Here is a 24,517-nt window from a genome sequence, read left to right as displayed (position 1 = left end):
AGCCGGTGCGCACCAGTGCTTGCGCCGCCAGTGACAGAGAATCAAACCGCCATCGCATGATGCGTCGTCCCCGCGAAGGCGGGGATCCATACCGAGCTACAGGATTCGATACAGAAGCGACTCGACTGCTTCAAGGATTTGATTCTGGATGTTCAGCATGGGTCCCCGCCTCCGCGGGGACGACGCTGCTCATGGCTTACCTTGCGCTGTATTATTTTCGGTACCGCCTCCCCGCCACGGCCAGCAACCCCATCCCACCCAGCAGCATCGCCGGCATCGCCGGTTCCGGTACCGGCAGCGCGTGCGATTCCGCCACGCCGTAGGCGCTCATCGTGACATGTCCCACGGCCCAGTCGTCTCCCGAATGCACGCTCAGCGACAACCATTCCGCCCGGGTATCTTGCGTGACCTGGCTGCTCGTGGAAAACGCCAAGCCATCATCGTCACCCACGTTCCTCAGCGAGCCGAACAGCTCGGCGATCGCGGTTGCCGTGTCGTGCTCGGCTGCCGGATCGTGTGCGGCCCAGACCAGGGCGTCGGCGCTGAAGACGACTTCGGTATGCGGCGTCAGCATGAAACGGAAGTCCTGGTTGGCGCTGGCGTAAGCGTAGCCGCTGTACAAGGACAGGGACGCTTCGGTGGCGCCGGCGCCGATCCCGAACCGGGCTGCGGCGTAATCGTTGGCGAAGCCGGCGTCGCCGGGCGCGTCGATGTCGGCGCCGTCGATGTGGTTTCCTTCCTGGTCGTAGACGTGGGCATAGCCGCTGGTCGTATAGGGGCTCACGCCGATCCAGGGGGCGATGCCGTCGTCGGGCGCCAGGTCGACCAGGCGGTAGCTGAAGTTGCCGACGCTGGCGCCGGCAACGTAGGGCATGGGCGTCGATTGCGCCAAGGCCGGTCCGGCGCCGGTGAATGCGCCTGCAGCCAGGATGGCTGCCGCGAAAGTGGATTGCAGGTTCATGGTTTCTCCGATAGGGACAACCACGGCACTCTACGGTACGGCTCGCTTCCAGCTTTATAAAAAGTCAATGCCCGCCGCGTATTCCTGCAGGCCATATTTACGTGAACACAGGAGAAACAGGCGCCCGGCAACGATCGGCGCGCACGGTTAAGATGGCAGCCTTTGTCAACCGGGACCGCGCAGCCCCGCCAACCGCACTGGAGAATCACGCATGAACGATGTCGTCAAGGACACCAAACCCGGCACCTTCGCCGTCGCCACCCTGCCGGTCACGAGCACCGTGATCCACACCGACGGCGACGGCTTGACCGCCGGTTTCGTCGACCTGGAAATCGCCGGCCAGACCGTTCCGGTCTACCGCGCCCAGCCGGCCGGCCGGTCGAACCTGCCGGTGCTGCTGGTGATTGCCGAGATCTTCGGCGTGCACGAACACATCGCCGACGTGGCGCGCCGCTTCGCCAAGCTGGGCTACCTGGCGCTGGCGCCGCAACCCTTCGTGCGCCAGGGCGACCCGTCCACCATCGACGACATCCCGACGCTGTTCAGGGAGATCGTCTCCAAGGCGCCAGACGCGCAGGTGATGGGCGACCTCGACGCCTGCGTGGCCTGGGCCGCGCAGAACGGCGGCGACACCGGGCGCCTGGGCATCACCGGCTTTTGCTGGGGCGGCCGCATCACCTGGCTGTATGCGGCGCACAACCCGCAGGTGAAAGCCGGCGTGGCCTGGTACGGCCGCCTGGCCGGCGACACCAACCCGAACCAGACGGCGCACCCGGTCGACGTCGCCCCGGGGCTGACGGTGCCGGTGCTCGGCCTGTACGGCGCCCAGGACACCGGCATCCCGCTCGACACCGTGGAAGCGATGAAGGCGGCGCTGGCCAAGGGATCGAGCGGTTCCGAATTCGTGGTCTATCCGGACGCCGGCCATGCCTTCTACGCCGATTACCGTCCCAGCTACAACGAACGCGACGCCAAGGACGGATTCCAGCGCACGCTGGCCTGGCTGAAGGAGCACGGCGCGGCTTGAGGCGACAGGGTAACGCCGGCTCGGCCGCCTGCGCCGCGCAGACAACGGTCGGGAGCGGTTACAATGCCCGGTTTGCACGGCCGGCATCGACGCCGGCGCCGGTATGCGCCCCACGGGCGCCGAATAACAAGAGGCTCTCCATCGACCCGATTCTCATTTCCATCCTGCTGGCCACCGGATTGGCCGGCGTCGTCAGCATCACGGCCGCCGCGGTCTTTTCGTTTTCGCTGCTCTCCAAAGTGGTCGAGCGCATGGTCAGCCTGTCGGTTGGGATCATGCTGTCGACCTCGCTGCTGCACGCCTTGCCGGAAGCGTTCGAGTCGCATGCCGATCCGCGCAGCCTGTTCGCCACTTTGCTGGGCGGCCTGCTGGCCTTCTTCGCCCTGGAAAAGGTGGCGCTGCTGCGCCATTCGCACCACCACGAAGGCGACGGCCACCATCACCACCACGGGCACGACGCCCAGCAGGCGGGCAAGGCCGGCTGGATGATCCTGATCGGCGACGGCATGCACAATTTCACCGACGGCATCCTGATCGCCGCCGCCTTCCTCGCCAATCCGCAACTGGGCATCGTCACCGGCGTGGCCATCATCGCCCACGAGATCCCGCAGGAGATCGGCGACTTCATCGTGCTGCTCAACGCCGGCTTTTCGCGCCTGCGCGCCTACGTGTTCAACCTGCTGTGCAGCCTGCTGGCGGTGGCCGGCGGCCTGCTCGGCTATTACACGCTGGACCGCGCCAGCAGCCTGATTCCCTACGTGCTGGTGTTCGCTTCGTCGGGCTTCATCTATATCGCCGTGAGCGACCTGATGCCGCAGATGCAGCGCCGCGCCACCGTGCGCGAAACGATCCCGCAGGTGCTGCTGATCGGCCTGGGCGTGGTGATCGTGCTGTTCCTGACCCACCGTCATTGATGCGTTGCGCCCTGGTGCCGCCAGGGCGATTTCCCGCTTCACCGAGCCGGGCTTCCGGCAACTGGCGCCTCCTGTCTTTACATGGATTTGCAACATAGTCGCTGCCGGCAGGTAGCTTGTTTGCAAGTATTTATTTATAATTGAGAATGATTCTTATTTATATTCAGGCTGTCTGCCTTTCCACGTGACCGCATGCGCTGGCGATTGCCCGGTGCCGTGCCGGCAATGACCAGGAGTTTCGATGTCCCACCCCAGTTCGTCCATCTCACCGTTCCGACCGACCGCGTTTCCCTTGACCCTGCGTCTGCATCCGCTGGCGCTGGCCTGCGCATTGCTGCTGGCCGGCGGCGCCCAGGCCGCAGAGCCTGCCGCCGCACAACCCGACGAGCAGCCTTTGCCGGAAGTGCAGACCGTGACCGTCACCGGCAGCGCCGACAAGCAAAGCTACCTGGCCGGCGACAGCGCTTCGGCCACCAGGCTCGACCTGTCGCTGCGCGAAACGCCGCAATCGGTGTCGGTCGTGACGCGCGCCAAGATGGACGACTTCAGGCTGAACTCGATCAACGACATGCTGGCCAGCTCGCCCGGCGTGACAGTGGAATCGGTGGAGACCGACCGCGTCTACTACACCGCGCGCGGCTTCGACATCACCAATTTCCAGTACGACGGCGTCGGCATTCCCTTCGTGTTCGGCAACGTGACCGGGAATTTCGACACCGCGCTGTACGACCGGGTCGACGTGGTGCGCGGCGCCAACGGCTTGATGTCGTCGACCGGCAACCCGTCGGCCACCGTGAATTTCCTGCGCAAGCGTCCCGGCACGCGGCTGGCGGCGGCCGCCGGCCTGACCTTCGGCGCCTGGGGCAACAAACGCCTGGATGCCGACGTCTCGGTACCACTGGGCGAGGACTGGGCCGCGCGCGTGGTGCTGGCGCGCGACCAGGGCAATTCCTGGCTGGACCGCTACGCGCTGCGCAAGACGGTGGCCTCGGTGATCGTCGAAGGCCGCTTGACGCCGGACGACAAGGTGGCCGCCGGCTATACCTACCAGAAGAGCGCATCGACCGGCAACATGTGGGGCGCGCTGCCGCTGTATTACACCGACGGCAGCCCGACCATGTATGCGCGCTCGGCCAATACCGGCGCGAACTGGTCGTACCAGAACGTCGCCGTCAACAGCACGTTCGGTGAATGGACGCACCGCTTCGGCAACGGCTGGTCGGGCAAGGCCACCGTGACCTACAACCTGTCGCCCAGCAGCTCGCGCCTGTTCTTCGTGTCCGGCATCCAGGACCGCGCCACCGGCCTCGGCCTGACCAGCTACTCGGCCGACTACAGTTCCAAGTTCAAGCAGACGCTGGGCGACCTGGCGCTGACCGGCGGCTTCGACCTGGCCGGCCGGCGCCACGACGTGAGCCTCGGCGCCGCCTGGGCCGAATCGAAGATCGGCAGCTATTCCGCCTACGGCACCGACATCGGCAGCAGCCTGCCCGGCACCACGGCGGTCGACGGCAGCTATGCCGAACCGGCGTTCGGCCCCGGCATGGATGCCGGCGGCTACACCGACAAGCGCAAGAACGCCTACGCCGCGGTGCGCTGGAACCTGGCCGACGACTGGAAGCTGCTCACCGGCGCCAACACGGTCAAGGTCGACACGCGCGGCAGCAGCTACGGCGTCGACAGCTACCGTTCGGCCAGCAAGACCACGCCGTATGCCGGCCTGGTCTATGACATCAACCGCACGCTGTCGGCCTATGCCAGCTACACCGCCATCTTCAACGCCCAGAGCGAGATCGACGCCAACCGCCGCACGCTGGCGCCGGCCGAAGGCAAGACCGCCGAACTGGGATTGAAGAGCGAGCTGTTCGACGGCAAGGCCAATCTGTCGGGCGCCATCTTCAAGACCAGGCAGACCAACCTGGCGCAGCTGGAAGGTTATCTCGGCGTGGATGCCTACTACAGCGGCGTGAATGCCGAATCGAAGGGCGTCGAGCTGGAATTTAGCGGGCAGCTGGCGCGCAACTGGCAGGCCAGCGTCGGCTTCGCGCAGATGTCGATGCACGGCGACGGCGGCGCCGACGTCAAGACCTACATCCCGCGCCGTACCCTGCGCAGCGCCACCACGTATCGCCTGGCATCCATGCCGGCATTGAAGGTGGGCGCCAGCCTGAACTGGCAGTCGCGCATCTTCCTGCAGGATCCGACCGCGCTGATCCACCAGGGCGGCTATGCCGTGCTGGGCCTGATGGCGCAATACGACATCGACCCGCACCTCAGCTTGCGCGCCAACCTGAACAACGCGACCGACAAGACCTACCTGAAAAGCCTGTACTGGAACCAGAGCTATTACGCGGCGCCGCGCAATGCGAGCGTCAGCTTGAACTGGACGTATTGAGGGGAGACGGATTAGGCAGTGGTACTGTTGCCCAGGATGATATTGTTGACCTACGAGTCGTCGTTGCCAGCATTGCCGGAAACGACTCCCCGCGCAGGCGCACTGCTGTCCAAGATGACAGTGCCGGCCTAAAAACCGTCGTCCCCGCGCAGGCGGGGACCCATGCTAATTATCCGGAGTTAGCATTTTGAAGCACCTGAGTTGCTTCTAATACACCGAATTCTGTTGCTCAGTATGGATCCCCGCCTGCGCGGGGACGACGCGTTTGTGGCTGAGTAGCCAGCCTCGCGTATCCCGACATTGCAACGTCACCCTCACACAGCGCCAGTCGCCACCGGCCGCGCCGGATCGGCGCTCCATTCGCTCCACGAGCCCGGATACAGGGCCGCGCCCGGCAAACCCGCCACTTCCAGTGCCAGCAGGTTGTGGCAGGCGGTGACGCCGGAACCGCATTGCATCACGGCGCGGGCCGGATCGCCGACCGCGCCGTCCAGCTCTTGCTTCAACTGCTGCGCCGTCTTGAAGCGGCCGTCGGCCTGCAGGTTGTCCTTGAAGAAGCGGTTCTTTGCCCCCGGGATGTGGCCGCCGACCGGGTCGATGGTCTCGTTCTCGCCGCGGAAGCGGTCCGGCGCGCGCGCATCGACGATGGTGCGGCTGCCGTCCTGCAGCGCGCCGAGCACTTCCCGTACGTCCAGCGTGGATACCAGCGCGGCGCGCGCCCCGATCGACCCGCGCGCGCGCGGCGCCGGCTGGTCCAGGCTCGATGCGTAGCCGGCGGCCTGCCAGGCCGGCAGGCCGCCGTCCAGCACCGCGACCGCCTCGTGGCCGACCCAGCGCAGCATCCACCACAGGCGCGCCGCGAACATGCCGCCGTGGGCATCGTAGGCGACCACTTGCGTGTCGTCGTCGATGCCCCAGTCGCGCAGCCGTTCGATGAAGGCGTCGCGTTCGGGCAGCGGATGGCGGCCGCGGAAGGCACCGTCGGCCGCCTTTTTCTCGCCCGACAGGGCCGACTCGACGTCGGCGAACTGCGCGTGCGGCAGGTGCCCGGCGGCGTAGGCCGCGCGTCCGGCGGCCAGGTCCGCCAGGTCGTGGCGGCAATCGAGGACGACCCAGTTGGCGTCGTCGGCATTGGCCGCCAGGTTGGCGGCGCTGATCAGGGTGGTGTAGGTGGACATGGCGGGCTCCTGTTATTCGCTGGCGATCGGATCGGTTTCCTTGACCACGGCGCCGCGCGCCGTGCGCATCGTATTGTAGAACGTCACCGCGATGCCCGAAGCGAGGATCACGCCCATGCCCAGCCACACGTGCCAGCCGAAGCGGTCGTGCCACAGGAGCATGCCCCACAGCGAGGAAAAGATGATGCCGGTGTACTGCAGGTTGGCGATCACCAGCACCTTGCCGAGCCGGTAGGCGCGCGTCATCGCCATCTGCGCCAGCAGGCCGCTGGCGCCGATCCCCAGCAGCAGGCCCACGCCGCGCCAGGTATGCGCGTGCAGCGGCGCGGCGGCGCCGTTCTCGAACGGCGTGCCCACCAGGCCGGCGGCCGCCATGGTCAGCGAAAAATAGAACACCACGCGGTATTCCGGCTCGCCCATCTGGCCGAGCTTGCGCACCTGCAGGTAGGCCATCGCCGCGATGATCGACGAGGTCACGGCGACCATGCCGCCCAGCCACTGGTTACTCTCGGCAGCGGGACGCAGCACCAGCACCACGCCGACGAAGCTCATGCCGATCGCCAGTACCAGCGGCCATTCGGTCTTGCCCTTGGCATGCCACCAGCCGTGGAAGAACATGTACGCGGCCAGCCAGATCGGCGCCATGTAGTTGAGGGTGACGGCGGTGGCCAGCGGCAGCTTGCCGATGGCGAAGAACCATAGCCACAGCGACGAGACGCCGACGACGCTGCGCCACAGGTGTTCGCGCGGGAAGGGCGTGCGCCAGGTATTCCCCGGCTTCAGGATCAGCGGCAGCAGCATGGCGCTGCCGATCAGGCCGCGGTACATCACGATCTCGGAAGTCGAGTACAGCGTGGAAGCCAGCTTCACGCCCGCGCTCATGGCGGCGAACGCGAAGCTGGCGAACAGCATCCATAACGCCGGCATTAAATTCCCGGAGGTATGGATTCGAGCCGGCGGCGGTACCACTCGTGGAAGTGCTGCATGCCGTCTTCCATCGGCGACTGGTAGGGGCCGACTTCGTTGACCCCGCGCTCCAGCAAAATCTTGCGGCCGGCATCCATGCGCAGGGCGATCTCGTCGTCCTCGACGCAGGTTTCCATGTAGGCCGCGCGTTCCGCCTCGACGAAGCCGCGCTCGAACAGCACGAATTCTTCCGGGTAGTAGAACTCGACCACGTTGCGCGTCTTTTGCGGCCCCATCGGCCACAGCGTCGACACCACCAGCACGTTCGGGTACCACTCGACCATGATGTTGGGGTACAGCGTCAGCCAGATGGCGCCGTACTTGGGCGGCTGGCCGCCGTTGAACTTCAGTATCTGCTCCTGCCACGCCTTGTAGGCGGGCGAGCCGGACTTCTGCAGGCCGCGGTGCACGCCCACCGTCTGCACGCTGTAGTCCGGACCGAATTCCCAGCGCAGGTCGTCGCAGCTGACGAAGTTGCCCAGGCCGGGGTGGAAGGGCTCGACGTGGTAGTCCTCCAGGTAGACTTCGATGAACGTCTTCCAGTTGTAGTCGCACTCGTGCACTTCGACGTGGTCGAACAGATAGCCCGAAAAGTCGAGGTCCTTGGTCACCGACATGTTCTTCAACTTGTCCATGACGTCGTAGCCGTTCTGTTCGAACAGCAGGCCGTTCCATTCCTGCAGCGGCGTCTTCGACAAATTCAGGCAGGGCGTGTCGGCGAAATGCGGCGCGCCGATCAGTTCGCCCTTGAGGTCGTAGGTCCAGCGGTGCAGCGGGCAGACGATGTTGCTGCTGTTGCCGCGGCCATTGAACATCAGCGCCTGGCGGTGGCGGCAGACGTTGGACAGCAATTCGATGCCGCCGGCGTTACGCACCAGCATGCGGCCCTCGTTTTCCGACTTGAGGGTCGCGAAGTCGCCTTTTTCGGGCACCATGAGCTGGTGGCCGACATAGCGCGGGCCGTTACGGAACAAATGCTGCATTTCGCGCTGCAGCAGCGCTTCGTCGAAATAGACATTTACCGGAAGCTGCGCGTTCGAGCGCGCCAGCTTGGCGTGGGTAGCCAGATCGGACATCCCAACCCCCCTTTACAGATTGTAGCCAAAGAAGAGAAAGAATCCGAGAACCAGTATTTTCAAGGCACTTGCGAACCTGCCAGAGACGCGGCGCCGGCAGGAAAGGCGGCAAGCGCGCAGCCGTACCGCATACGGCTGCGTCCTCGACCACCCGCCGGAAAACGTTTTCCGGACGATGCATCCCACCCACGCTGCTGCCGCTCGCTACGGTTTTTCGGCGCTTGTTGAAAGAGCAGAATACGGTATTTCGGAGACAGAACCGGAGATTATAGCCTGTAAAGCACCCACAAGGCTGGGGCCGGCGCGAGAATATGGCGCCCGGGTTCTGAGGAATTGCCGGAAAGGCATCGTTTTCATGAATCCTGAACGCTTTGCGATAAAATCGGTCTCTAGCTTTCGTACCCTGACAAGCATGTTGGGTAGTTTCAGCGTCATGCAAGAGCAGGATTGTTTAAAATACGCGATCAGACTGGCGTGCACGTCTTTACATCCAAATCATTATGCCAAATAAAACAATCGCGGAAAGTCCGGCAGCGCCGGCCTCCACAGCACCGGCTGCTGCCGCCCCCGAGTCCTTCGAAGGGGCGATGGCCGAGCTGGCCCAGCTGGTCACTCGCATGGAAGGCGGACAATTGCCGCTGGAAGCGTCGGTGGCGGCCTATGCGCGCGGCTCGGAACTGGTGCGCTATTGCGCGGCCCAGCTGGAAAAGGTCGAGGCCCAGGTAAAAGTGCTGGAAGGCGACATGCTCAAGCCCTTCAGCGCCGACGGCGGGAGCGACGAATGAGCGCCAGCGCGATGACTGGCGCAATCGCCGGCGCTACCCCGGCCGGCGCCGAGGGGCTGGCCTTCGGCGACTGGATGAAGTCGGTCCAGGCGCGCACCGAAGCCGCGCTGGACGCCTTCTTGCCGCCGGCGAGCCGGGTCCCGGCCAAGCTGCACGAAGCGATGCGCTACACGGTGCTGGGCGGCGGCAAGCGCGTGCGTCCGCTGCTGGCCCACGCCAGCGCCGACCTGTTCGGCGCCGACGACGACACGGCGGCGCGCGCCGCCTGCGCCGTCGAGATGATCCACGCCTACTCCCTGGTGCACGACGACATGCCGTGCATGGACGACGACGCGCTGCGCCGCGGCAAACCGACCGTGCACGTGGCGTATGATGAAGCCACCGCGCTGCTGGTCGGCGACGCGCTGCAGGCGCAAGCCTTCGAAGTGCTGGCGGGCAGCACGGTGGCGCCGCAGCGCCTGGTGACCATGCTGCGCCTGCTGGCCGAGGCGGCTGGTTCGGCCGGCATGTGCGGCGGCCAGGCGATCGACCTGGACAGCGTCGGCCTCAAGCTGGACCTCGAGCAGCTGGAGCGCATGCACCAGCTCAAGACCGGCGCCATGCTGCGCGTGTCGGTCGTGCTGGGCGCGCTGGCCGGGCGCGAACTGGAAAGTGCGGAGCTGGATGCGCTGGGCGCCTATGCGCGCGCGATCGGCCTGGCGTTCCAGGTGGTCGACGACGTGCTGGACGCGACCGCCGATTCGGCCACGCTCGGCAAGACGGCGGGCAAGGATGCGGCGGCCAACAAGCCGACCTACGTATCGATTCTGGGGCTGGCGCCGTCCAAGGCGCTGGCCGAACAACTGAGGGGCCAGGCCCATGCGGCACTGGCGCCGTTCGGAGACAAGGCACAGCGGCTGCGCGAACTCGCGGACCTGATCGTGCAGCGGAAGGCATAAATGAAACTGCTAGAGACCATCAACGACCCGGCCGACCTGCGCAACCTGCCGCGCACCCAACTGACGCCGCTGGCGCACGAACTGCGTGCGTACCTGCTCGATTCGGTGTCCAAGACCGGCGGCCACCTGTCGTCCAACCTCGGCACCGTCGAGCTGACGATCGCGCTGCACTACGTGTTCAACACGCCGGAAGACCGCATCGTCTGGGACGTCGGCCACCAGACCTATTCGCACAAGATCCTGACCGGGCGCCGCCACCGCATGCCGACGCTGCGCCAGCACCAGGGCCTGTCCGGCTTCCCCAAGCGCGACGAGAGCGAATACGACACCTTCGGCACCGCGCACTCGTCGACCTCGATCTCGGCGGCGCTGGGCATGGCGCAAGCGGCCAAGCTGAAGGGCGAGAAGCGCCATGCGATCGCCGTCATCGGCGACGGCTCGATGACCGCCGGCATGGCCTTCGAGGCGCTCAACAACGCCGGCGTCGAGGACGACGTGAATTTGCTGGTGGTCTTGAACGACAACGACATGTCGATCTCGCCGCCGGTGGGCGCCTTGAACCGCTACCTGGCGCGCCTGATGTCCGGCCAGTTCTACGCCGCCGCCAAGAACGTCGGAAAAAGCGTGCTGCCCGGCCCGGTGCTGGAACTGGCCAAGAAGCTGGAAGAGCACGCCAAGGGCATGGTGGTCCCGGCCACCATGTTCGAGGAATTCGGTTTCAACTACATCGGCCCGATCGACGGCCACGACCTGGAATCCCTGATCCCGACGCTGGAAAACATCAGGAAGCTCAAGGGCCCGCAATTCCTGCACGTGGTGACCAGGAAGGGGCAGGGCTACAAGCTGGCCGAGGCCGAGCCGATCCTGTACCACGGCACCGGCAAGTTCAACCCGGTCGAGGGCATCAAGCCGGCGTCGGCGCCGTCCAAGATCACGTATACGGAAGTGTTCGGCAACTGGCTGTGCGACATGGCGGCGAGCGACAGCCGCCTGGTCGGCATCACGCCGGCGATGCGCGAGGGTTCCGGCATGGTGCGCTTCCACCAGCAGTATCCGCAGCGCTACTTCGACGTCGGCATCGCCGAGCAGCACGCGGTGACCTTCGGCGCCGGCCTGGCCACCGAGGGCATGAAGCCGGTGGTGGCGATCTACTCGACCTTCCTGCAGCGCGGCTACGACCAGCTGGTGCACGACGTGGCGCTGCAGAACCTGGACGTGACCTTCGCGCTCGACCGCGCCGGCCTGGTCGGCGCCGACGGCGCCACCCACGCCGGCAACTACGACATCGCCTACCTGCGCTGCATCCCCAACATGGTCGTCATGGCGCCGTCCGACGAAAACGAATGCCGCACCATGCTGACCACCGCCTACCGCTATCCGGGTCCGGCGGCGGTGCGCTACCCGCGCGGCGCCGGCATCGGCGCGCCGCTGCAGGAAGAATTGACCACCGTGGAAATCGGCAAGGGCCTGGTGAAACGCCAGGGCAAGGGCGTGGCCATCCTGGCGTTCGGCTCGATGGTGGCGCCGAGCCTGAAGGCGGCCGAAGAACTGGGCGCGACCGTCGCCGACATGCGCTTCGTGAAACCGCTGGACGTGGAACTGGTCAGGCGCCTGGCCAAGGAGCACGAGCACCTGGTGACGGTGGAAGAGGGCTGCATCATGGGCGGCGCCGGCTCGGCGGTGGCGGAAACGCTGGCCGCCGAAGGCATCATCAAACCGCTGCTGATGCTGGGCTTGCCGGACAAGTTCATCGACCACGGCGACCCGGCGCTGCTGCTGGCCTCGGTCGGCCTGGATGCGAAGGGAATCGGCAAGTCGGTCCGCGAGCGCTTCAACCTGGGCGAGACGCGGCTGGTGGTGAACAACGGCTGAATCTCTTCCGGGAATCGGTTGAAAACGGCGAGCTTGCTGGAAACGGCCAGCTTGTGGAAAACGACAATGGGCAGATACGGATCTGCCCATTTTCTTTTGGCCGCCTATCCCAGCCGTCGTTTCAGGCACTGCCTGAAACGACTCCCCGCTCGGGCGCACTACTGTTCAAGATAATATTGCTGACCTAAAAACCGTCGTCCCCGCGCAGGCGGGGACCCATACATAGCTTCCAAAGTCGGAATTATTAAAGGTCCGAGGCTGCTTTCGATATATCGAATCCTGTTAATCAGCATGGGTCCCCGCCTTCGCGGGGACGACGGGGTGTTGGCTGCGCAGGTACGTGCAACGAGCGCGCCAGCAGATGCCCCGCCAGGTAACCCCCCACCAGCCCGCCGATATGCGCCGCGTTGTCGGTATGCGGATACACGAACCCCGCCGCGATATTAAACAGCAGGAAGGGTGCGATCGCCCCGCGCAGGTCCTGCACGACGGTCGGCGGCACGCCGCTGTTGGTGCGTCCGATGAAGGCCAGCAGGCCGCCGATGATGCCGAAGATCGCGCCCGAGGCGCCGACGCTGTTGCCGCCCGCATGGTGCGTCAGCAGGTTCCAGACCAGGCTGGCCAGGCTGCCGCACAATCCCGCCAGCAGGTACAGGCCGATGAAGCGCGCGCTGCCGAACACGCGCTCGCACAGCTGGCCGACCTGCCATAGCGTGAACATGTTGAACAGCAGGTGCAGCAGGTTACCGTGCAAGAACATCGACGTCAGCAGGCGCCAGTGCTGGGACGCGCCCAACGTCAGCAGCGGCATGTTCGACCCCCACTCCAGCAGTTGCAGCTTGAGCACGGCCGGGTTTACCGCCTTGCCCCAGCCGCCCAATGCGGCGATCTGCGTCCACCATTGCTTCGGCTCCGCCAGCATGCCCGGCAAGCGCCCCAGCCCCTGCGCCATCAACTGCGCATGCGCCAGCACGGCGTCGTGCGCGCCCCAGCCGGGAAACGGCTTGAACGGCAGCCGCGGCGGCGGCTTCAGGATGCCCTGGAGTTCCAGCCACATCGCCAGGAAGATGAGGATATTCGCCGCCAGCAGCGTCCAGATCGCCGGCGTCGACGGGCTCCAGTAATCCATGCGGTCGTGGAAGGTCTCGCGCTCGGTATAGGCCAGCTTGAATTCGTCGGTCCAGCGTTCCGGCAGCAGGGCGGCGATGGCCCTGGCGCTGGCGCGATCGGGCGTGCTGAAGCCGATCTCGCGGCGGCGTTCCAGGTCGCTCACATGGAACAGCACGTCCGGCCCCTCGACGCGCACGTTGAGGATGTCGACCATGCGCAGCCGGTGCCGCTCGCGCTTGGGAAAGCGGAACGAGCGGTGGCTCACCCCGTGCAGGGTGACGAAGTCGGGCTCGATCAAGACCTGGCCGGCGCCCTGGAACAACAAGGCGTTGCCCGGCCAATTGGCGCTGGCGCGGTGGAAACGGACGTCAAAGCTGGTGCTGTCCTGCATCCGCCCCCCGTCAGCCACGCTTGCGCTCGTGCTGCCACAGCACGTCGGCGCCGCCGGCGAAGCGGTTCAGCACGCGCGCCAGCACGAACATCAGGTCCGACAGGCGGTTCACGTACTGGCGCGGCTGCGCGTTGACGGTGTCGCCCTTGGACAGGGCGACGATGCTGCGCTCGGCGCGCCGGCACACGGTGCGGCACACGTGCGCGGTGGAGGCCGCGCGCGAGCCGGCCGGCAGGATGAATTCCTTCAGGACCGGCAAATCGGCGTTGTATTTGGCCAGCAGGCCGTCCAGGCGCGCGACGTGCTCGTCGGTGATCAGCTGGTAGCCCGGGATGCACAGTTCGCCGCCCAGGTCGAACAGGTCGTGCTGGATCGAGACCAGTTCCTCGCGCAAGGCGGCCGGCATGTCTTCGCACAGCAGCAGGCCGACGAAGGAATTCAGTTCGTCGACGTCGCCCAGCGCCGCGACGCGCGCGCTGTCCTTGCCGGTGCGGCTGCCGTCGCCCAGGCCGGTGCTGCCGTCGTCGCCGGTACGGGTCGCGATCTTCGAAAGTCGATTGCCCATGATGATGTCCCACCCAAGAAAAATGATAGGCGCAGAATACGCCAAAACGCTGCAATCGTGCTTAAATCACCACCATGATGCCTACCATTCCCGTCGATCCCGAGCGCCGCCGCCAGGTTGCCGCGGCCATGCGCGCCGTGCTGCCCGACCGTTGCGTGCTGGCCGATCCGGAAGACACGCGCCCCTACGAATGCGACGGCCTGGCCGCCTACCGCCAACTGCCGATGGTGGTCGTGCTGCCGGACACCGAGGAGCAGGTGCTGGCCGTGCTGAAGGTGTGCCGCGAGCTGCACGTGCCGGTGGTGCCGCGCGGCGCCGGCACCGGTTTGTCGGGGGGCGCGCAGCCGCTGGCCGACGGCGTGGTGATTTCCACCGCGCGCCTGAACCGCATCCTGCGCGTGGATGCCTATTCGCGCTCGGCGGTGGTGCAGCCGGGCGTGCGCAACCTGGCGATCTCGGAAGCGGCGGCGCCGCTCGGGCTGTACTACGCGCCCGATCCGTCCTCGCAGATCGCCTGCTCGATCGGCGGCAACGTGGCCGAGAATTCGGGCGGCGTGCATTGCCTGAAATATGGCCTCACCGTGCACAACGTGCTGCGCGTGCGCGTCGCCACCATCGAGGGCGAGATGATCGAACTGGGCGGCGCGGCGCCCGATGCACCCGGCCTCGACCTGCTGGCGGTGTTCATCGGCTCGGAAGGCATGCTCGGCATCGTCACCGAAGTCACCGTGAAGCTGGTGCCGAAACCGGCCGCGGCGCAGGTGATCATGGCCTCGTTCGGCGACGTCGCCAGCGGCGGCGACGCGGTCGCCAGCGTGATCGCCGCCGGCATCATCCCGGCCGGCCTGGAGATGATGGACCGGACCTCGTCGCGCATGGTCGAACCCTTCGTGAAAGCCGGCTACGACCTGGACGCCGCCGCCATCCTGCTGTGCGAGGCCGACGGCACCGCGCTCGAGGTGGCCGAGGAAATCGAGCGCATGGCGGCGGTGCTGAAGGAGGCCGGCGCCACCGCACTGACGGTGTCGCGCGACGAGGGCGAGCGCCTGCGCTTCTGGTCCGGGCGCAAGAACGCCTTCCCGGCGGCGGGGCGCATCTCGCCGGACTACTACTGCATGGACGGCACCATCCCGCGCAAGCGCCTGGCGCACGTGCTGGAACGGATCGAGCAGATGGAAGATACCTTCGGCCTGCGCTGCGCCAACGTGTTCCACGCCGGCGACGGCAACATGCACCCCTTGATCCTGTTCGACGCCAACCAGCCCGGAGAACTCGACCGCGCCGAAGCCTTCGGCGCCGCCATCCTGGCGCTGTGCGTGGAAGTCGGCGGCACCATCACCGGGGAGCACGGCGTCGGCGTGGAAAAGATCGATTCGATGTGCGTGCAGTTCGGCGCGCGCGAGCTGGACGCGTTTTTCGCGGTCAAGCGCGCCTTCGATCCCGAGATGCTGCTGAATCCGAACAAGGCGATCCCCACGCTGAACCGCTGCGCCGAACTGGGCGCGATGCGCGTGCACGGCGGCGCGCTGCCGTTCGCCCACCTGCCGCGTTTTTGAAGGACGACATGCAGCACACCATCGAACGCTTCCAGGAGCAAGTGCGCAGCGCCGCCGCGGCGCGGCGTCCGCTGCGCATCCGCGGCGGCGGCACCAAGGACTGGTACGGCCAGCGCATCGACGCCGCCGGTGGCGAGACCGCCATCCTCGACACCCGCGCGCACGCCGGCATCGTCGACTACGAACCCAGCGAACTGGTGATCACCGCGCGCTGCGGCACGCCGCTGGCGCACATCGAGGCGGCGCTGGCCGAACGCCGCCAGATGCTACCGTTCGAGCCGCCGCACTTCGGCCCCGCCGCCACGCTGGGCGGGACCGTCGCCGCCGGCCTGTCTGGACCGCGCCGCGCCAGCGCCGGCGCGCTGCGCGATTTCGTGCTCGGCGTGAAGCTGCTGGACGGGAAGGGCGAGGTGCTGACCTTCGGCGGCCAGGTCATGAAGAACGTGGCCGGCTACGACGTGTCGCGCCTGCTGGCCGGGTCGCTCGGCACGCTCGGCCTGCTGCTGGAAGTGTCGGTCAAGGTGCTGCCCGTGCCGCTGGCCGGGGCCACGCTGCGCTTCGCCCTGGGCGAAGCCGACGCCATCCGCAAGCTGAACGAATGGGCGGGCCAGCCGCTGCCGCTGTCGGCCAGCTGCTGGCACGACGGCGTGCTGGCGCTGCGCCTGTCCGGCGCGCGCGCCGCGGTCGATGCGGCGGTACGGGCGCTGGGCGGCGAACCGCTGGCGGACGATGCGCGCTTCTGGCAGGACGTGCGCGAGCAGCGCCATGCCTTTTTCGACGGCGACGCGCCGCTGTGGCGCCTGGCGCTGCCGCCGGCCACCGATGCGCTCGCGTTGGGACCGCAACTGATCGAATGGGGCGGGGCGCAGCGCTGGCTGCGTGCGCCGGCCGATGCCGAGGCCGACGCCGCCGCGTTCGCGCGCCGCATGCGCGCGGCGGCAACCGCGGCCGGCGGCCACGCCACCCTGTTCCGCGGCGGCGACAAGGCGGTCGGCGTGTTCCAGCCGCTGGCGCCGGCCATTGCGCGCATCCACGAACGCCTGAAGGCCGGCTTCGATCCCGCCAATATCTTCAACCCCGGCCGGATGGTTTGACCATGCAAACCAATCTCGCCGATTTCATCAAGGGCACGCCCGAGGGCATCGAGGCCGAAGCGATCCTGCGCGCCTGCGTGCACTGCGGCTTCTGCACCGCCACCTGCCCGACCTACCAGCTGCTGGGCGACGAGCTGGACGGCCCGCGCGGGCGCATCTACCTGATCAAGCAGGTGCTGGAAGGCGTGGCGCCGACCCGCAAGACCCAATTGCACCTGGACCGCTGCCTGACCTGCCGCAACTGCGAGACCACCTGTCCGTCCGGCGTCAAGTACGGGCGCCTGGTCGACATCGGGCGTGCGGTGGTCGAGCGGCGCGTGGCGCGTCCGCTGGGCGAGCGCATCAAGCGCACTACATTGAAGGAAGTGCTGCCGCGTGCGGCGCTGTTCAAGCCGGCCGTGCGCGCCGGGCAGGCGCTGCGTCCGCTGCTGCCGCAGGGCTTGCAGGACAAGCTGCGCGCCGCGCATCCGGCCGCGCATGGGTCCGCGCATGTGTCCAATACGTGGCCTGCGCGCACCCACGCGCGCCGCATGCTGGTGCTGGACGGCTGCGTGCAGCCGGCGCTGGCGCCGTCCATCAACGCCGCCACGGCGCGCGTGCTGGATGCGCTCGGCGTGCAGCTGATCGCGGCGCCCAGGGCCGGCTGCTGCGGCGCGCTGCGCTTCCACATGAACGACCAGGACGGCGGCCTGGACGACATGCGCCGCAACATCGATGCCTGGTGGCCGTATGTCGAACCAAGGGCCGGCGAGCCGGCGGTGGAGGCGATCGTGATGACGGCGTCCGGCTGCGGCGTCACCGTCAAGGACTACGGCCACCTGCTGGCGCAGGACCCGGCCTATGCGGCCAAGGCGGCGCGCATCGCGGCGCTGACGCGAGACCTCTCGGAAATCCTGCCGCAATTCGAAGCGCAGATAGCGGACCGGATTGCCGCGCATCCGGACGGCGCCGTCCGCGTACGCGTGGCCTACCACCCGCCGTGCACGCTGCAGCACGGCCAGCAGATCCGCGGCAAGGTCGAGGGCGTGCTGCGCGCGGCCGGCATCGACGTGACCTTGTGCGCCGACAGCCACCTGTGCTGCGGCTCGGCCGGCGCCTATTCGATGCTGCACCCGGACATCGCGCATGCGCTGCGCGAGAGGAAGCTGGCCAACCTGGCGCAAACCGGGGCCGGCGAGATCGTGTCCGCCAACATCGGCTGCATCACGCACCTGCAGGCCGGCACCGATACGCCGGTGACGCACTGGATCGAGCTGCTCGAGCGCGCGCTGGCCGGGTCGGCGCCGCGCTGAAACGGCGTGCGTTCGGGCGGATGACGCCAGCGGGACGCCGCCGCCATCCGGCCTGTGCCACACTGCGCCCATCTCGAACCCATTCAGCATAGGGAGCACGGCATGGCAAACGATCGGCACACGCAGCAGGACCGGCAGCAGGAGCAGGAGCAGGGCGCACGGCAGGACGGCAGCGGCAGCGCCGCGATCGATGGGCTCGCCAACAAGAAGCCGGAAGAGCTGACGCCGGACGAGCTGCGCCTGATGGCCGACACCATGCCGGGCGACGGGCCGGGCGACGACTGAGCCGGGGCGCCGGCCGCCGGGTCGCCGGCCGCCGGATCGCCGGCCGCCGGGTCGCCGGCCACTAGCCGCCGGCTTGCCCCATCCAGCGCCCGCTTCGCCACAAAGCGTTTGCCCGCGCGCGGCCGGCATCGCATCCTCTTTCCTGGTCATTCGATACGCACGACAGGGAGAGCGGCATGAAACGACGTGAATTGTTCAAGGGCGCGGCCGCGGCGACGCTGCTGCACGCGGCGCTGCCGGCCACGGCGCTGGCGCGCGTGGCGCAACCGTCCGCCGCATCGGACCTGCCATCGGGCGCATCCGCGGCTGCACCGCCGGATGCGGCAGCGACCGCGGCCACCGTCCGTACCCGCGTCCGCCCCGGCACGCCGGCCTGGCCCGCTGCCAGCGAATGGCAGCGCCTGCGCCGCGAGACGGGCGGCCGCCTGCAAGCGCTGGCGTCGCCGTTCGCCCGATGCGCGCCCGGCACGCCTGCCTGCGCCGCGCTGCTGGCCGGCATCCAGGACCCCTTCACCATCGGCGACGATCCCGCGCTGACCCAGACCAGCGGCTGGCAGGACGCCTGGACTTCGCAGCCGAGTGCCTATGCCGTGGCCGCGCGCGACGCCCGCGACGTGGCGGCGGCGGTGCGTTTCGCCCGTCAACACGACCTGCGCCTGGTGGTCAAGGGCGGCGGCCACAGCTATCTTGGCGGCTCCAGTGCGCCCGATTCGCTGCTGGTCTGGACCAGGGCGATGGACCGCATCGACCTGCACGACGCTTATGCCGCGCGCGGCTGCGCGGCGGACACGGCGCAGCCGGCGGTGAGCCTGGGCGCCGGCGTCATGTGGGGGCAGGCGTATGCCGCCGTCACCACGCGCGCCGGGCGCTACGTGCAGGGCGGCGGCTGCACCACCGTCGGCGTGGCCGGGCTGGTGCAAGGGGGCGGCTTCGGCAATTTTTCCAAGCGCTACGGCAGCGCCGCCGCCAGCCTGGTCGAAGCCGAAGTCGTCACCGCCGACGGCGAAGTGCGCATCGCCAGCGCCCATTCGCATCCCGACCTGTTCTGGGCCTTGAAGGGCGGTGGCGGCGGCAGCTTCGGCGTGGTCACGCGCGTGACGCTGCGCACGCATGCGTTGCCTGCCAATTTCGGCGCGGTGTTCGGCAAGATCGAGGCGGCTTCCGATGCGGCCTACCGTACCCTGATCGCGCGCTTCGTGGCGTTTTACCAGGAAAGCCTGTTCAACGAACATTGGGGCGAACAGGTGTCGTTGCGCGGCGGCCGCCGGCTGCAGCTGTCGATGGTATTCCAGGGACTGGGCCAGGCCGAGGCGGAGGCGGTGTGGGCGCCGTTCCTGGCCTGGGTGCGCGCGCGCAAGGAATACACGGTCGAGGAAGCGGCCATCAAGGCGATCCCGGCGCGCCACTTCTGGAACCCGGACTTCCACCGCAAGTACGCGACCGGGCTGATGGCGGTGGACGACGGCCCCAACGCGTCGCCCGACCGCTTCGTCTGGCGCGGCGACCGCGAGCAGGCCGGCTGGTTCATCCACGGTTACCAGTCGGCCTGGCTGCCCGCGCGCCTGCTCGACCCCACGCGCCAGGCGCTACTGGCCGATGCGCTGTTCGACGCGGCCAAGCGGTGGGACGTCGAGCTGCACTTCAACAAGGGCCTGGCCGGCGCGCCGACGGACGCGCTGGCCGCCACGCGCGACACGGCAATGAACCCGGCCGTGCTGGATGCGTTCGCGTTGGCGATCATCGCCGGCGGCGGCGTGCCGGCCTTTCCCGGCATGGCGGACGCGCGGCCGGATGCCACGCGCGCCCGCCATGACGGCGCCGCCATCCGCGCCGCCATGGACGCGCTGCGCCGCGCAGCGCCCGACGCCGGCGCCTACGTGTCGGAAAGCGATTATTTCCAGCAGCACTGGCAGGACGCCTACTGGGGCGCCAACTATGAGCGCCTGGCGCGCATCAAGCGCACGGTCGACCCGGACGGGCTGTTCTTCGTGCACCACGGCGTCGGCAGCGAAGACTGGAGCGCCGACGGTTTTACGCGCGCCGGCGCGCCGCGGGCGCGGGCCTGAACACGAGGAAATGCGGCGCCCGGCCTTTGCCGTGACGGCAATGGCCGTGCGCCCCGGTGGCGCCACCGGACCACGCGCACGCCGCCATCGTGGTAGCATCGGCGCCCCCTGTTTGCCCGATGGAGAGGCTCGTGAGTTTCGTGTTTCGCTTGATATCCGAGGACGAGGACGCGGCGGCGGCGGTCGCGTTCGAGGATTCGATCAGTCCCGGCTACGTCCCGCTGTGGGAAGCCGTCGGCGTGTACGACGCGCTGTACAACAGCGACGGCCGGCGCGGGCGCGACATTTCGCGCGCCATCGCCTACGGCATCGACCAGCTGGTCGAGAACGAAGCGCTGGGACGCTTGCTGCCGCCCACCTGCCGCCTGGGCGAGGCGATCCGCTTCCTGGAAAACGTGCACCGCGGCTGCACCACCCACGCGTCCGACCGGGTCGAAACGCGCTAGTTCCGGCGTCCATGGTAGATTGCGCACATTGCCGCCAGCGGCCACCAGTTACCCCAGGAGGAATCATGCAACTCGACGGACGCGTCGCCATCGTCACCGGCGCCTCGGGCGGTATCGGCATGGCCGTGGCGCGCCGCCTGCTGCGCGACGGCGCCAGCGTGACCCTGGTCGGACGGCACCAGGACAAGTTGGATGCCGCCCAGGCCGGATTGGCCAAGGACGCGCCGCTTGATCGCATCGCCACCGCCGCCTGCGACGTCGGCCACGAAGACCAGGTGCAGGCCGCGGTCGAGGCGACGCTGGCGCGCTTCGGGCGCTGGGACATCGCCGTCAACAATGCCGGCCTGATGGCCTTCAAGCCGCTCGAGCAGCAGACCCGGGAAGACTGGTACGAAGTGCTCGACGTCGACCTGATGGGCGCCTTTTATTTCACCAAGCAGGCCTTTTTGAAGATGGGGCAGGGCGGCGCCGTGATCAACGTCTCCAGCGTGCACGCCGTGGAAACCGAGGCGCTGGTGGCGCCGTACGCGGCGGCCAAGGCGGCGCTGCTGTCGCTGACGCGCTCGGCGGCGATCGAAGGCAAGCCCAAGGGCATCCGCGTGAATGCCGTGGTGCCGGGCGCGATCGATACGCCGATGTTGTGGGACAACCCGAACGTGAAGTCGGGCGTGGAAAAGATCGACAAGGCCGACGTCGGCACGCCGGACGACATCGCCGCCGCCATCGCCTTCCTGGCCGGGCCGGATGCCAATTTCGTCCACGGCGCCGCGCTGGCGGTCGATGGCGGACGGCTGGCGCGGCTGTAGGGAGTCAATTCGTCACGTCGCGCCGTTTCGGCAAGTCCCTGGTCGGGGCGCTGCCGAACAGACGCGCATATTCGCGGCTGAACTGCGAGGCGCTGGTGTAGCCGACCCGCCCGCCGGCGGTGGCGGCGCCAACGCCGCTCGCCATCAGCCGCCGCGCTTCCTGCAGCCGCAGCACTTTCTGGTACTGCAGGGGGCTCATCGAGGTCACCGCCTTGAAATGCTGGTGCAGCGAAGACGCGCTCATGCTGGCGAGGCAGGCCAGCTGCTCGACCCTGATCGGTTGCATGTAGTGGTCGCGTACCCAGGCCACCGCCCTGGCGATGCGGTGTACATTCGACTCCGCGCGGCCGATCTGCGCCAGGCGCCCGCCGACCGGGCTGCGCAGCAGGCGCACCAGCATTTCCTCGACGGCGAGCGGCGCCAGCAGACCGGCATCGACCGGATCGGCCAGCGCCGCCAACAGCCGCGCCCCCGCATCGACGATGGCTTCGCTGGCCTGCGCCAGCCAGATGGCGCGGCCTGGGGTTGCCTGTGGCACCCCGCCGGGATAGACCTTCAGCACCAGCTCGGCAATGCGGCGCGGATCGAGATCCAGCCGCAGGCACAGGTAAGGGCACACAGGACTGGCTTCATGCACCTGCGCGGCAACCGGCAGGTCGACCGAGAACACCAGCATGCGCGCAGGATCGTAGGTATACGCTTCGCTGCCCAGCAGGACCGTCTTGCTGCCCTGCGCCACGATGCACAGTGCGGCTTGCTGCAGCCCATGCACCAGGTCCGCGTTCGGACGTGACACGCGGATCGCGTGCACGCCCGGCAGGGCCAGCGCGAAACTGCCGTCCGCCGGCGTGTGCAGGGCGAGCAGCGCGGCCATGCGCGCCAATGGCGTGCCGGGAACGATCGGATCATTGTTCATCGAATGGCATCATACCGGTTGCCGTCCACCCTGATCCACGTAGGGTTTGTCGAAAACGCCATCGGTGGACGCCGACAGCGCGGCGAACGCGCCGATCTCGTCCAGCCGCGCCCGCAGCGCGCCGGTCACCATCGCGATCGCGTCGCTGCCGGCCAGGAACTGGCGCGGCGGCGCCGGCATGGCGGCGATCCGCACCAGCGCCGCGCCCAGCCTGGCCGGATCGCCGGCCTGGCGGTGGTTGTAGGCGTCGTAGGTCTCCTGTACCGTGCCGGCGGCGGCGTAATCGTCGATGGTGGCCTCGCCATAGCGGACCGAACTGGTGTCCAGGAAGTCGGTGCGGAAGAAGCCCGGCTCGACCACCGTCAGCTGGATGCCGAAGCCCGCGATCTCGGGCGCCACCGAGGCCGACAAGCCCTCGACCGCGTACTTGCTGGCGCAGTAGACCGAGGCGCCGCCGAAGCCGAGCGCGCCGCCGACCGAGGAGATGTTGAAGATGTGGCCGGCGCGCTGGCGGCGCATCGCCGGCAATACCGCGCGCATCATGTGCATGACGCCGAACACGTTGGTGTGGAACTGGCGCTCGACTTCGGCTGCGTCGATTTCCTCGAAATTGCCGAGCATGCCGTAGCCGGCATTGTTGACCAGGACGTCGACGCGCCCGAAGCGTTCGATGGCGGCCTGCACGGCCGCTTCCGCCTGGGCGGCGCTGGTGACGTCCAGTTCTAATAGCGCGATGTCCGGGTTGCCGGCGGCTTGCGGCCAGGCGTCGCGCAGGCGCGCCAGGTCGCGTCCGCTGGCGACGACCCTGTGGCCGGCTTGCAGCGCGGCGTGGGCGACGTGGGCACCGATGCCGCGCGCGGCGCCGGTGATCAACCAGACTTGCTTCATGTCGATTCCTTTCGTGTCGATGCGCCGCGATGGCGGCGCGGTGAAAGGATTCTAGGTCGTTGCTTGCGCGTGGACTTGCCTGAAACTCCGGGATGCTGGGGCAATACTGCAGACCGCGCATGAGGACATGGCGCATGGCCCCTACCTGATATGCTGGCGGCCTTCGCTTAACAGTCACACATCCATGTCCCGCCCAACCATCACCGTCAGCGGCGAACGACTCACCCGCGAACGCATCGAAGACCTGCTGGCGCAAGACGTCCTGCTGGTGTTCGAGGAATGCGACGCCCAAGGCGCCGACCTGTCGCGCCTGGACCTGCAGGACAGCTGCTGGCGCAACTGCACGCTGCTGGAAGCGTCGCTGTATTGCGCCCGGCTGGCGCGCACGCGCTGGCAGCGCTGCCGCGGCGGCCATGCCGACTTCGAGTCGGCCGACCTGGTCGACGCCCGCTTCGAAGCCTGCGACCTGAACAATGCGAGCTGGCGGCGCGCCAAACTGGCGTCGGCGCTGTTCCGCGGCTGCAAGCTGACCGGTGCGGTGTTCGAGGAAGCCGGCCAGCTCGGCTTGACATTCGAGGACTGCCTGCTGGTCGGCGCCGACCTGCGCCGCCTGTCGTTTCGCAAGGCGACGTTGAGGGGGCTGGATTTTGCCGATGCCGACCTGTCCGGCTGCGATTTCCGCGAAGCCGTGTTCGAAGGCGGCAGCCTGCGCGGCGCCCATATCAAGGACACGCGTTTCGAGCAGGCCGATCTGCGTGAGGCCGACCTCGGCGGCCTCAAGCTGTCCAACGCAAAACAGTTCGCCGGCGCCACGATCTCGCCGCGCCAGGCGGCCGAGCTGGTGCGGGCGATGGGACTCGACGTCGCTTGAATCGTCGCCTGGACGGTGTCCTGGCAGCATCGATTACCGTTGTTGGAAGACACAACTGTAGTAATATTACACATCTTCCATCTTGCCGGATTGCCAAGCTCTCCGGCCCAACGAGGTGT

Annotated in this window: 23 protein-coding genes; 14 read left to right on the top strand and 9 right to left on the bottom strand. The window is 67.7% G+C overall.

Annotated elements, in window-relative coordinates; genetic code table 11:
• Window positions 1–211: 211 nt before the first annotated feature.
• Window positions 212–961, bottom strand: coding sequence for a PEP-CTERM sorting domain-containing protein (locus HH212_RS04075; protein WP_169434209.1), 750 nt, complete (start codon window positions 959–961; stop codon window positions 212–214).
• 211 nt (window positions 962–1,172) lie between these two features.
• On the opposite strand from HH212_RS04075, the gene HH212_RS04070 reads away from it, so the two are divergent.
• Window positions 1,173–1,988, top strand: coding sequence for a dienelactone hydrolase family protein (locus HH212_RS04070; RefSeq protein WP_169434208.1), 816 nt, complete (start codon window positions 1,173–1,175; stop codon window positions 1,986–1,988).
• Window positions 1,989–2,046: 58 nt separating this feature from the next.
• Here HH212_RS04070 and HH212_RS27185 read toward each other — a convergent pair whose 3' ends face one another.
• Window positions 2,047–2,265, bottom strand: a complete 219-nt coding sequence (locus HH212_RS27185; RefSeq protein ID WP_229217782.1) for a hypothetical protein — start codon at window positions 2,263–2,265, stop codon at window positions 2,047–2,049.
• Between HH212_RS27185 and HH212_RS04065 the strand changes: the two genes are divergently transcribed.
• Both HH212_RS04065 and HH212_RS04060 read left to right on the top strand, forming a co-directional pair.
• A complete protein-coding gene (locus tag HH212_RS04065) occupies window positions 2,240–2,902 on the top strand; it encodes a ZIP family metal transporter (RefSeq protein WP_370663930.1) in 663 nt (220 codons plus the stop codon). The genes HH212_RS27185 and HH212_RS04065 overlap by 26 nt on opposite strands.
• Before the next feature lie 241 nt (window positions 2,903–3,143).
• Entirely contained in the window at window positions 3,144–5,297 is a 2,154-nt protein-coding gene (locus tag HH212_RS04060; protein WP_229217558.1) for a TonB-dependent siderophore receptor, read from the top strand.
• A 314-nt stretch (window positions 5,298–5,611) separates the two neighbouring features.
• On the opposite strand, the gene HH212_RS04055 is transcribed toward HH212_RS04060, so the two are convergent.
• The 3 genes from HH212_RS04055 to HH212_RS04045 are packed head-to-tail and all read right to left on the bottom strand — an operon-like array spanning window position 5,612 to window position 8,517.
• On the bottom strand, window positions 5,612–6,475 hold the full coding sequence (locus HH212_RS04055; protein WP_169434207.1) for a sulfurtransferase: 864 nt from the start codon (window positions 6,473–6,475) through the stop codon (window positions 5,612–5,614).
• Window positions 6,476–6,487: 12 nt separating this feature from the next.
• Window positions 6,488–7,402, bottom strand: a complete 915-nt coding sequence (locus HH212_RS04050) for a DMT family transporter (RefSeq protein ID WP_169434206.1) — start codon at window positions 7,400–7,402, stop codon at window positions 6,488–6,490.
• Window positions 7,402–8,517: an aromatic ring-hydroxylating oxygenase subunit alpha gene (locus tag HH212_RS04045; RefSeq protein WP_169434205.1), complete on the bottom strand. Its 1,116-nt coding sequence runs from the start codon at window positions 8,515–8,517 to the stop codon at window positions 7,402–7,404. The genes HH212_RS04050 and HH212_RS04045 overlap by 1 nt, the downstream gene beginning before the upstream one ends.
• Window positions 8,518–9,017: 500 nt before the next feature.
• Between HH212_RS04045 and HH212_RS04040 the strand changes: the two genes are divergently transcribed.
• From HH212_RS04040 to dxs, 3 genes are all read left to right on the top strand, one after another.
• Window positions 9,018–9,302: an exodeoxyribonuclease VII small subunit gene (locus HH212_RS04040; RefSeq protein ID WP_169434204.1), complete on the top strand. Its 285-nt coding sequence runs from the start codon at window positions 9,018–9,020 to the stop codon at window positions 9,300–9,302.
• A 74-nt stretch (window positions 9,303–9,376) separates the two neighbouring features.
• A complete protein-coding gene (locus HH212_RS04035) occupies window positions 9,377–10,240 on the top strand; it encodes a polyprenyl synthetase family protein (protein ID WP_370663929.1) in 864 nt (287 codons plus the stop codon).
• On the top strand, window positions 10,241–12,112 hold the full coding sequence (gene dxs, locus HH212_RS04030) for a 1-deoxy-D-xylulose-5-phosphate synthase (RefSeq protein ID WP_169434203.1): 1,872 nt from the start codon (window positions 10,241–10,243) through the stop codon (window positions 12,110–12,112).
• Window positions 12,113–12,398: 286 nt separating this feature from the next.
• Here dxs and HH212_RS04025 read toward each other — a convergent pair whose 3' ends face one another.
• Both HH212_RS04025 and HH212_RS04020 read right to left on the bottom strand, forming a co-directional pair.
• Window positions 12,399–13,631 (bottom strand): rhomboid family intramembrane serine protease, encoded by a 1,233-nt coding sequence (locus HH212_RS04025; RefSeq protein ID WP_211172452.1) that lies wholly within the window; start codon window positions 13,629–13,631, stop codon window positions 12,399–12,401.
• Entirely contained in the window at window positions 13,624–14,178 is a 555-nt protein-coding gene (locus HH212_RS04020) for a cob(I)yrinic acid a,c-diamide adenosyltransferase (RefSeq protein ID WP_169434201.1), read from the bottom strand. Before HH212_RS04020 ends, HH212_RS04025 begins: the two co-directional genes overlap by 8 nt.
• 74 nt (window positions 14,179–14,252) lie before the next feature.
• Between HH212_RS04020 and HH212_RS04015 the strand changes: the two genes are divergently transcribed.
• The 7 genes from HH212_RS04015 (at window position 14,253) to HH212_RS03985 (ending at window position 21,723) form a co-directional block, all read left to right on the top strand.
• Window positions 14,253–15,734: an FAD-linked oxidase C-terminal domain-containing protein gene (locus tag HH212_RS04015; protein WP_169434200.1), complete on the top strand. Its 1,482-nt coding sequence runs from the start codon at window positions 14,253–14,255 to the stop codon at window positions 15,732–15,734.
• Window positions 15,735–15,742: 8 nt separating this feature from the next.
• Window positions 15,743–16,828 carry a glycolate oxidase subunit GlcE gene (gene glcE, locus HH212_RS04010; protein WP_169434199.1) on the top strand — a complete coding sequence of 362 codons (1,086 nt, stop codon included), beginning with the start codon at window positions 15,743–15,745 and terminating at the stop codon, window positions 16,826–16,828.
• A gap of 2 nt (window positions 16,829–16,830) precedes the next feature.
• Window positions 16,831–18,120 carry a glycolate oxidase subunit GlcF gene (gene glcF / locus HH212_RS04005; protein WP_169434198.1) on the top strand — a complete coding sequence of 430 codons (1,290 nt, stop codon included), beginning with the start codon at window positions 16,831–16,833 and terminating at the stop codon, window positions 18,118–18,120.
• A gap of 102 nt (window positions 18,121–18,222) precedes the next feature.
• Window positions 18,223–18,405 (top strand): hypothetical protein, encoded by a 183-nt coding sequence (locus tag HH212_RS04000; protein ID WP_169434197.1) that lies wholly within the window; start codon window positions 18,223–18,225, stop codon window positions 18,403–18,405.
• Between the two features lie 176 nt (window positions 18,406–18,581).
• Window positions 18,582–20,471 carry an FAD-binding oxidoreductase gene (locus tag HH212_RS03995; protein WP_169434196.1) on the top strand — a complete coding sequence of 630 codons (1,890 nt, stop codon included), beginning with the start codon at window positions 18,582–18,584 and terminating at the stop codon, window positions 20,469–20,471.
• Between the two features lie 131 nt (window positions 20,472–20,602).
• Window positions 20,603–20,917: a hypothetical protein gene (locus tag HH212_RS03990; RefSeq protein WP_169434195.1), complete on the top strand. Its 315-nt coding sequence runs from the start codon at window positions 20,603–20,605 to the stop codon at window positions 20,915–20,917.
• A gap of 65 nt (window positions 20,918–20,982) precedes the next feature.
• Window positions 20,983–21,723, top strand: coding sequence for an SDR family NAD(P)-dependent oxidoreductase (locus HH212_RS03985; RefSeq protein WP_169434194.1), 741 nt, complete (start codon window positions 20,983–20,985; stop codon window positions 21,721–21,723).
• A gap of 4 nt (window positions 21,724–21,727) precedes the next feature.
• Here the strand turns inward: HH212_RS03985 and HH212_RS03980 are convergent, their stop codons facing one another.
• Both HH212_RS03980 and HH212_RS03975 read right to left on the bottom strand, forming a co-directional pair.
• On the bottom strand, window positions 21,728–22,639 hold the full coding sequence (locus HH212_RS03980) for an AraC family transcriptional regulator (RefSeq protein ID WP_211172451.1): 912 nt from the start codon (window positions 22,637–22,639) through the stop codon (window positions 21,728–21,730).
• A gap of 9 nt (window positions 22,640–22,648) precedes the next feature.
• Entirely contained in the window at window positions 22,649–23,527 is an 879-nt protein-coding gene (locus tag HH212_RS03975) for an SDR family NAD(P)-dependent oxidoreductase (RefSeq protein ID WP_169434193.1), read from the bottom strand.
• A gap of 184 nt (window positions 23,528–23,711) precedes the next feature.
• Between HH212_RS03975 and HH212_RS03970 the strand changes: the two genes are divergently transcribed.
• Window positions 23,712–24,398, top strand: a complete 687-nt coding sequence (locus tag HH212_RS03970) for a pentapeptide repeat-containing protein (protein WP_169434192.1) — start codon at window positions 23,712–23,714, stop codon at window positions 24,396–24,398.
• The last annotated feature ends 119 nt before the right edge of the window (window positions 24,399–24,517 follow it).

It is taken from the genome of Massilia forsythiae (assembly GCF_012849555.1).
GTDB lineage: Bacteria > Pseudomonadota > Gammaproteobacteria > Burkholderiales > Burkholderiaceae_D > Telluria > Telluria forsythiae.
Note: the sequence above shows the minus strand (reverse complement) of the source record. Positions and strands in the feature narration are given on the sequence as shown.

What these genes read in the sequence shown, in the direction of transcription:
- HH212_RS03995 (WP_169434196.1), top strand. Translation starts at nt 18,582, where the DNA reads ATGAAACGACGTGAATTGTTCAAGGGCGCGGCCGCGGCGACGCTGCTG.
- glcE (WP_169434199.1), top strand. Translation starts at nt 15,743, where the DNA reads ATGCAGCACACCATCGAACGCTTCCAGGAGCAAGTGCGCAGCGCCGCC.
- HH212_RS04075 (WP_169434209.1), bottom strand. Translation starts at nt 961, where the DNA reads ATGAACCTGCAATCCACTTTCGCGGCAGCCATCCTGGCTGCAGGCGCA.
- HH212_RS04045 (WP_169434205.1), bottom strand. Translation starts at nt 8,517, where the DNA reads ATGTCCGATCTGGCTACCCACGCCAAGCTGGCGCGCTCGAACGCGCAG.
- HH212_RS04000 (WP_169434197.1), top strand. Translation starts at nt 18,223, where the DNA reads ATGGCAAACGATCGGCACACGCAGCAGGACCGGCAGCAGGAGCAGGAG.
- HH212_RS04040 (WP_169434204.1), top strand. Translation starts at nt 9,018, where the DNA reads ATGCCAAATAAAACAATCGCGGAAAGTCCGGCAGCGCCGGCCTCCACA.
- HH212_RS04020 (WP_169434201.1), bottom strand. Translation starts at nt 14,178, where the DNA reads ATGGGCAATCGACTTTCGAAGATCGCGACCCGTACCGGCGACGACGGC.
- HH212_RS04035 (WP_370663929.1), top strand. Translation starts at nt 9,377, where the DNA reads ATGAAGTCGGTCCAGGCGCGCACCGAAGCCGCGCTGGACGCCTTCTTG.
- HH212_RS04065 (WP_370663930.1), top strand. Translation starts at nt 2,240, where the DNA reads ATGGTCAGCCTGTCGGTTGGGATCATGCTGTCGACCTCGCTGCTGCAC.
- glcF (WP_169434198.1), top strand. Translation starts at nt 16,831, where the DNA reads ATGCAAACCAATCTCGCCGATTTCATCAAGGGCACGCCCGAGGGCATC.
- dxs (WP_169434203.1), top strand. Translation starts at nt 10,241, where the DNA reads ATGAAACTGCTAGAGACCATCAACGACCCGGCCGACCTGCGCAACCTG.
- HH212_RS04070 (WP_169434208.1), top strand. Translation starts at nt 1,173, where the DNA reads ATGAACGATGTCGTCAAGGACACCAAACCCGGCACCTTCGCCGTCGCC.
- HH212_RS04050 (WP_169434206.1), bottom strand. Translation starts at nt 7,402, where the DNA reads ATGCCGGCGTTATGGATGCTGTTCGCCAGCTTCGCGTTCGCCGCCATG.
- HH212_RS03980 (WP_211172451.1), bottom strand. Translation starts at nt 22,639, where the DNA reads ATGAACAATGATCCGATCGTTCCCGGCACGCCATTGGCGCGCATGGCC.
- HH212_RS04055 (WP_169434207.1), bottom strand. Translation starts at nt 6,475, where the DNA reads ATGTCCACCTACACCACCCTGATCAGCGCCGCCAACCTGGCGGCCAAT.
- HH212_RS03970 (WP_169434192.1), top strand. Translation starts at nt 23,712, where the DNA reads ATGTCCCGCCCAACCATCACCGTCAGCGGCGAACGACTCACCCGCGAA.
- HH212_RS03975 (WP_169434193.1), bottom strand. Translation starts at nt 23,527, where the DNA reads ATGAAGCAAGTCTGGTTGATCACCGGCGCCGCGCGCGGCATCGGTGCC.
- HH212_RS04060 (WP_229217558.1), top strand. Translation starts at nt 3,144, where the DNA reads ATGTCCCACCCCAGTTCGTCCATCTCACCGTTCCGACCGACCGCGTTT.
- HH212_RS03985 (WP_169434194.1), top strand. Translation starts at nt 20,983, where the DNA reads ATGCAACTCGACGGACGCGTCGCCATCGTCACCGGCGCCTCGGGCGGT.
- HH212_RS04015 (WP_169434200.1), top strand. Translation starts at nt 14,253, where the DNA reads ATGATGCCTACCATTCCCGTCGATCCCGAGCGCCGCCGCCAGGTTGCC.
- HH212_RS27185 (WP_229217782.1), bottom strand. Translation starts at nt 2,265, where the DNA reads ATGATCCCAACCGACAGGCTGACCATGCGCTCGACCACTTTGGAGAGC.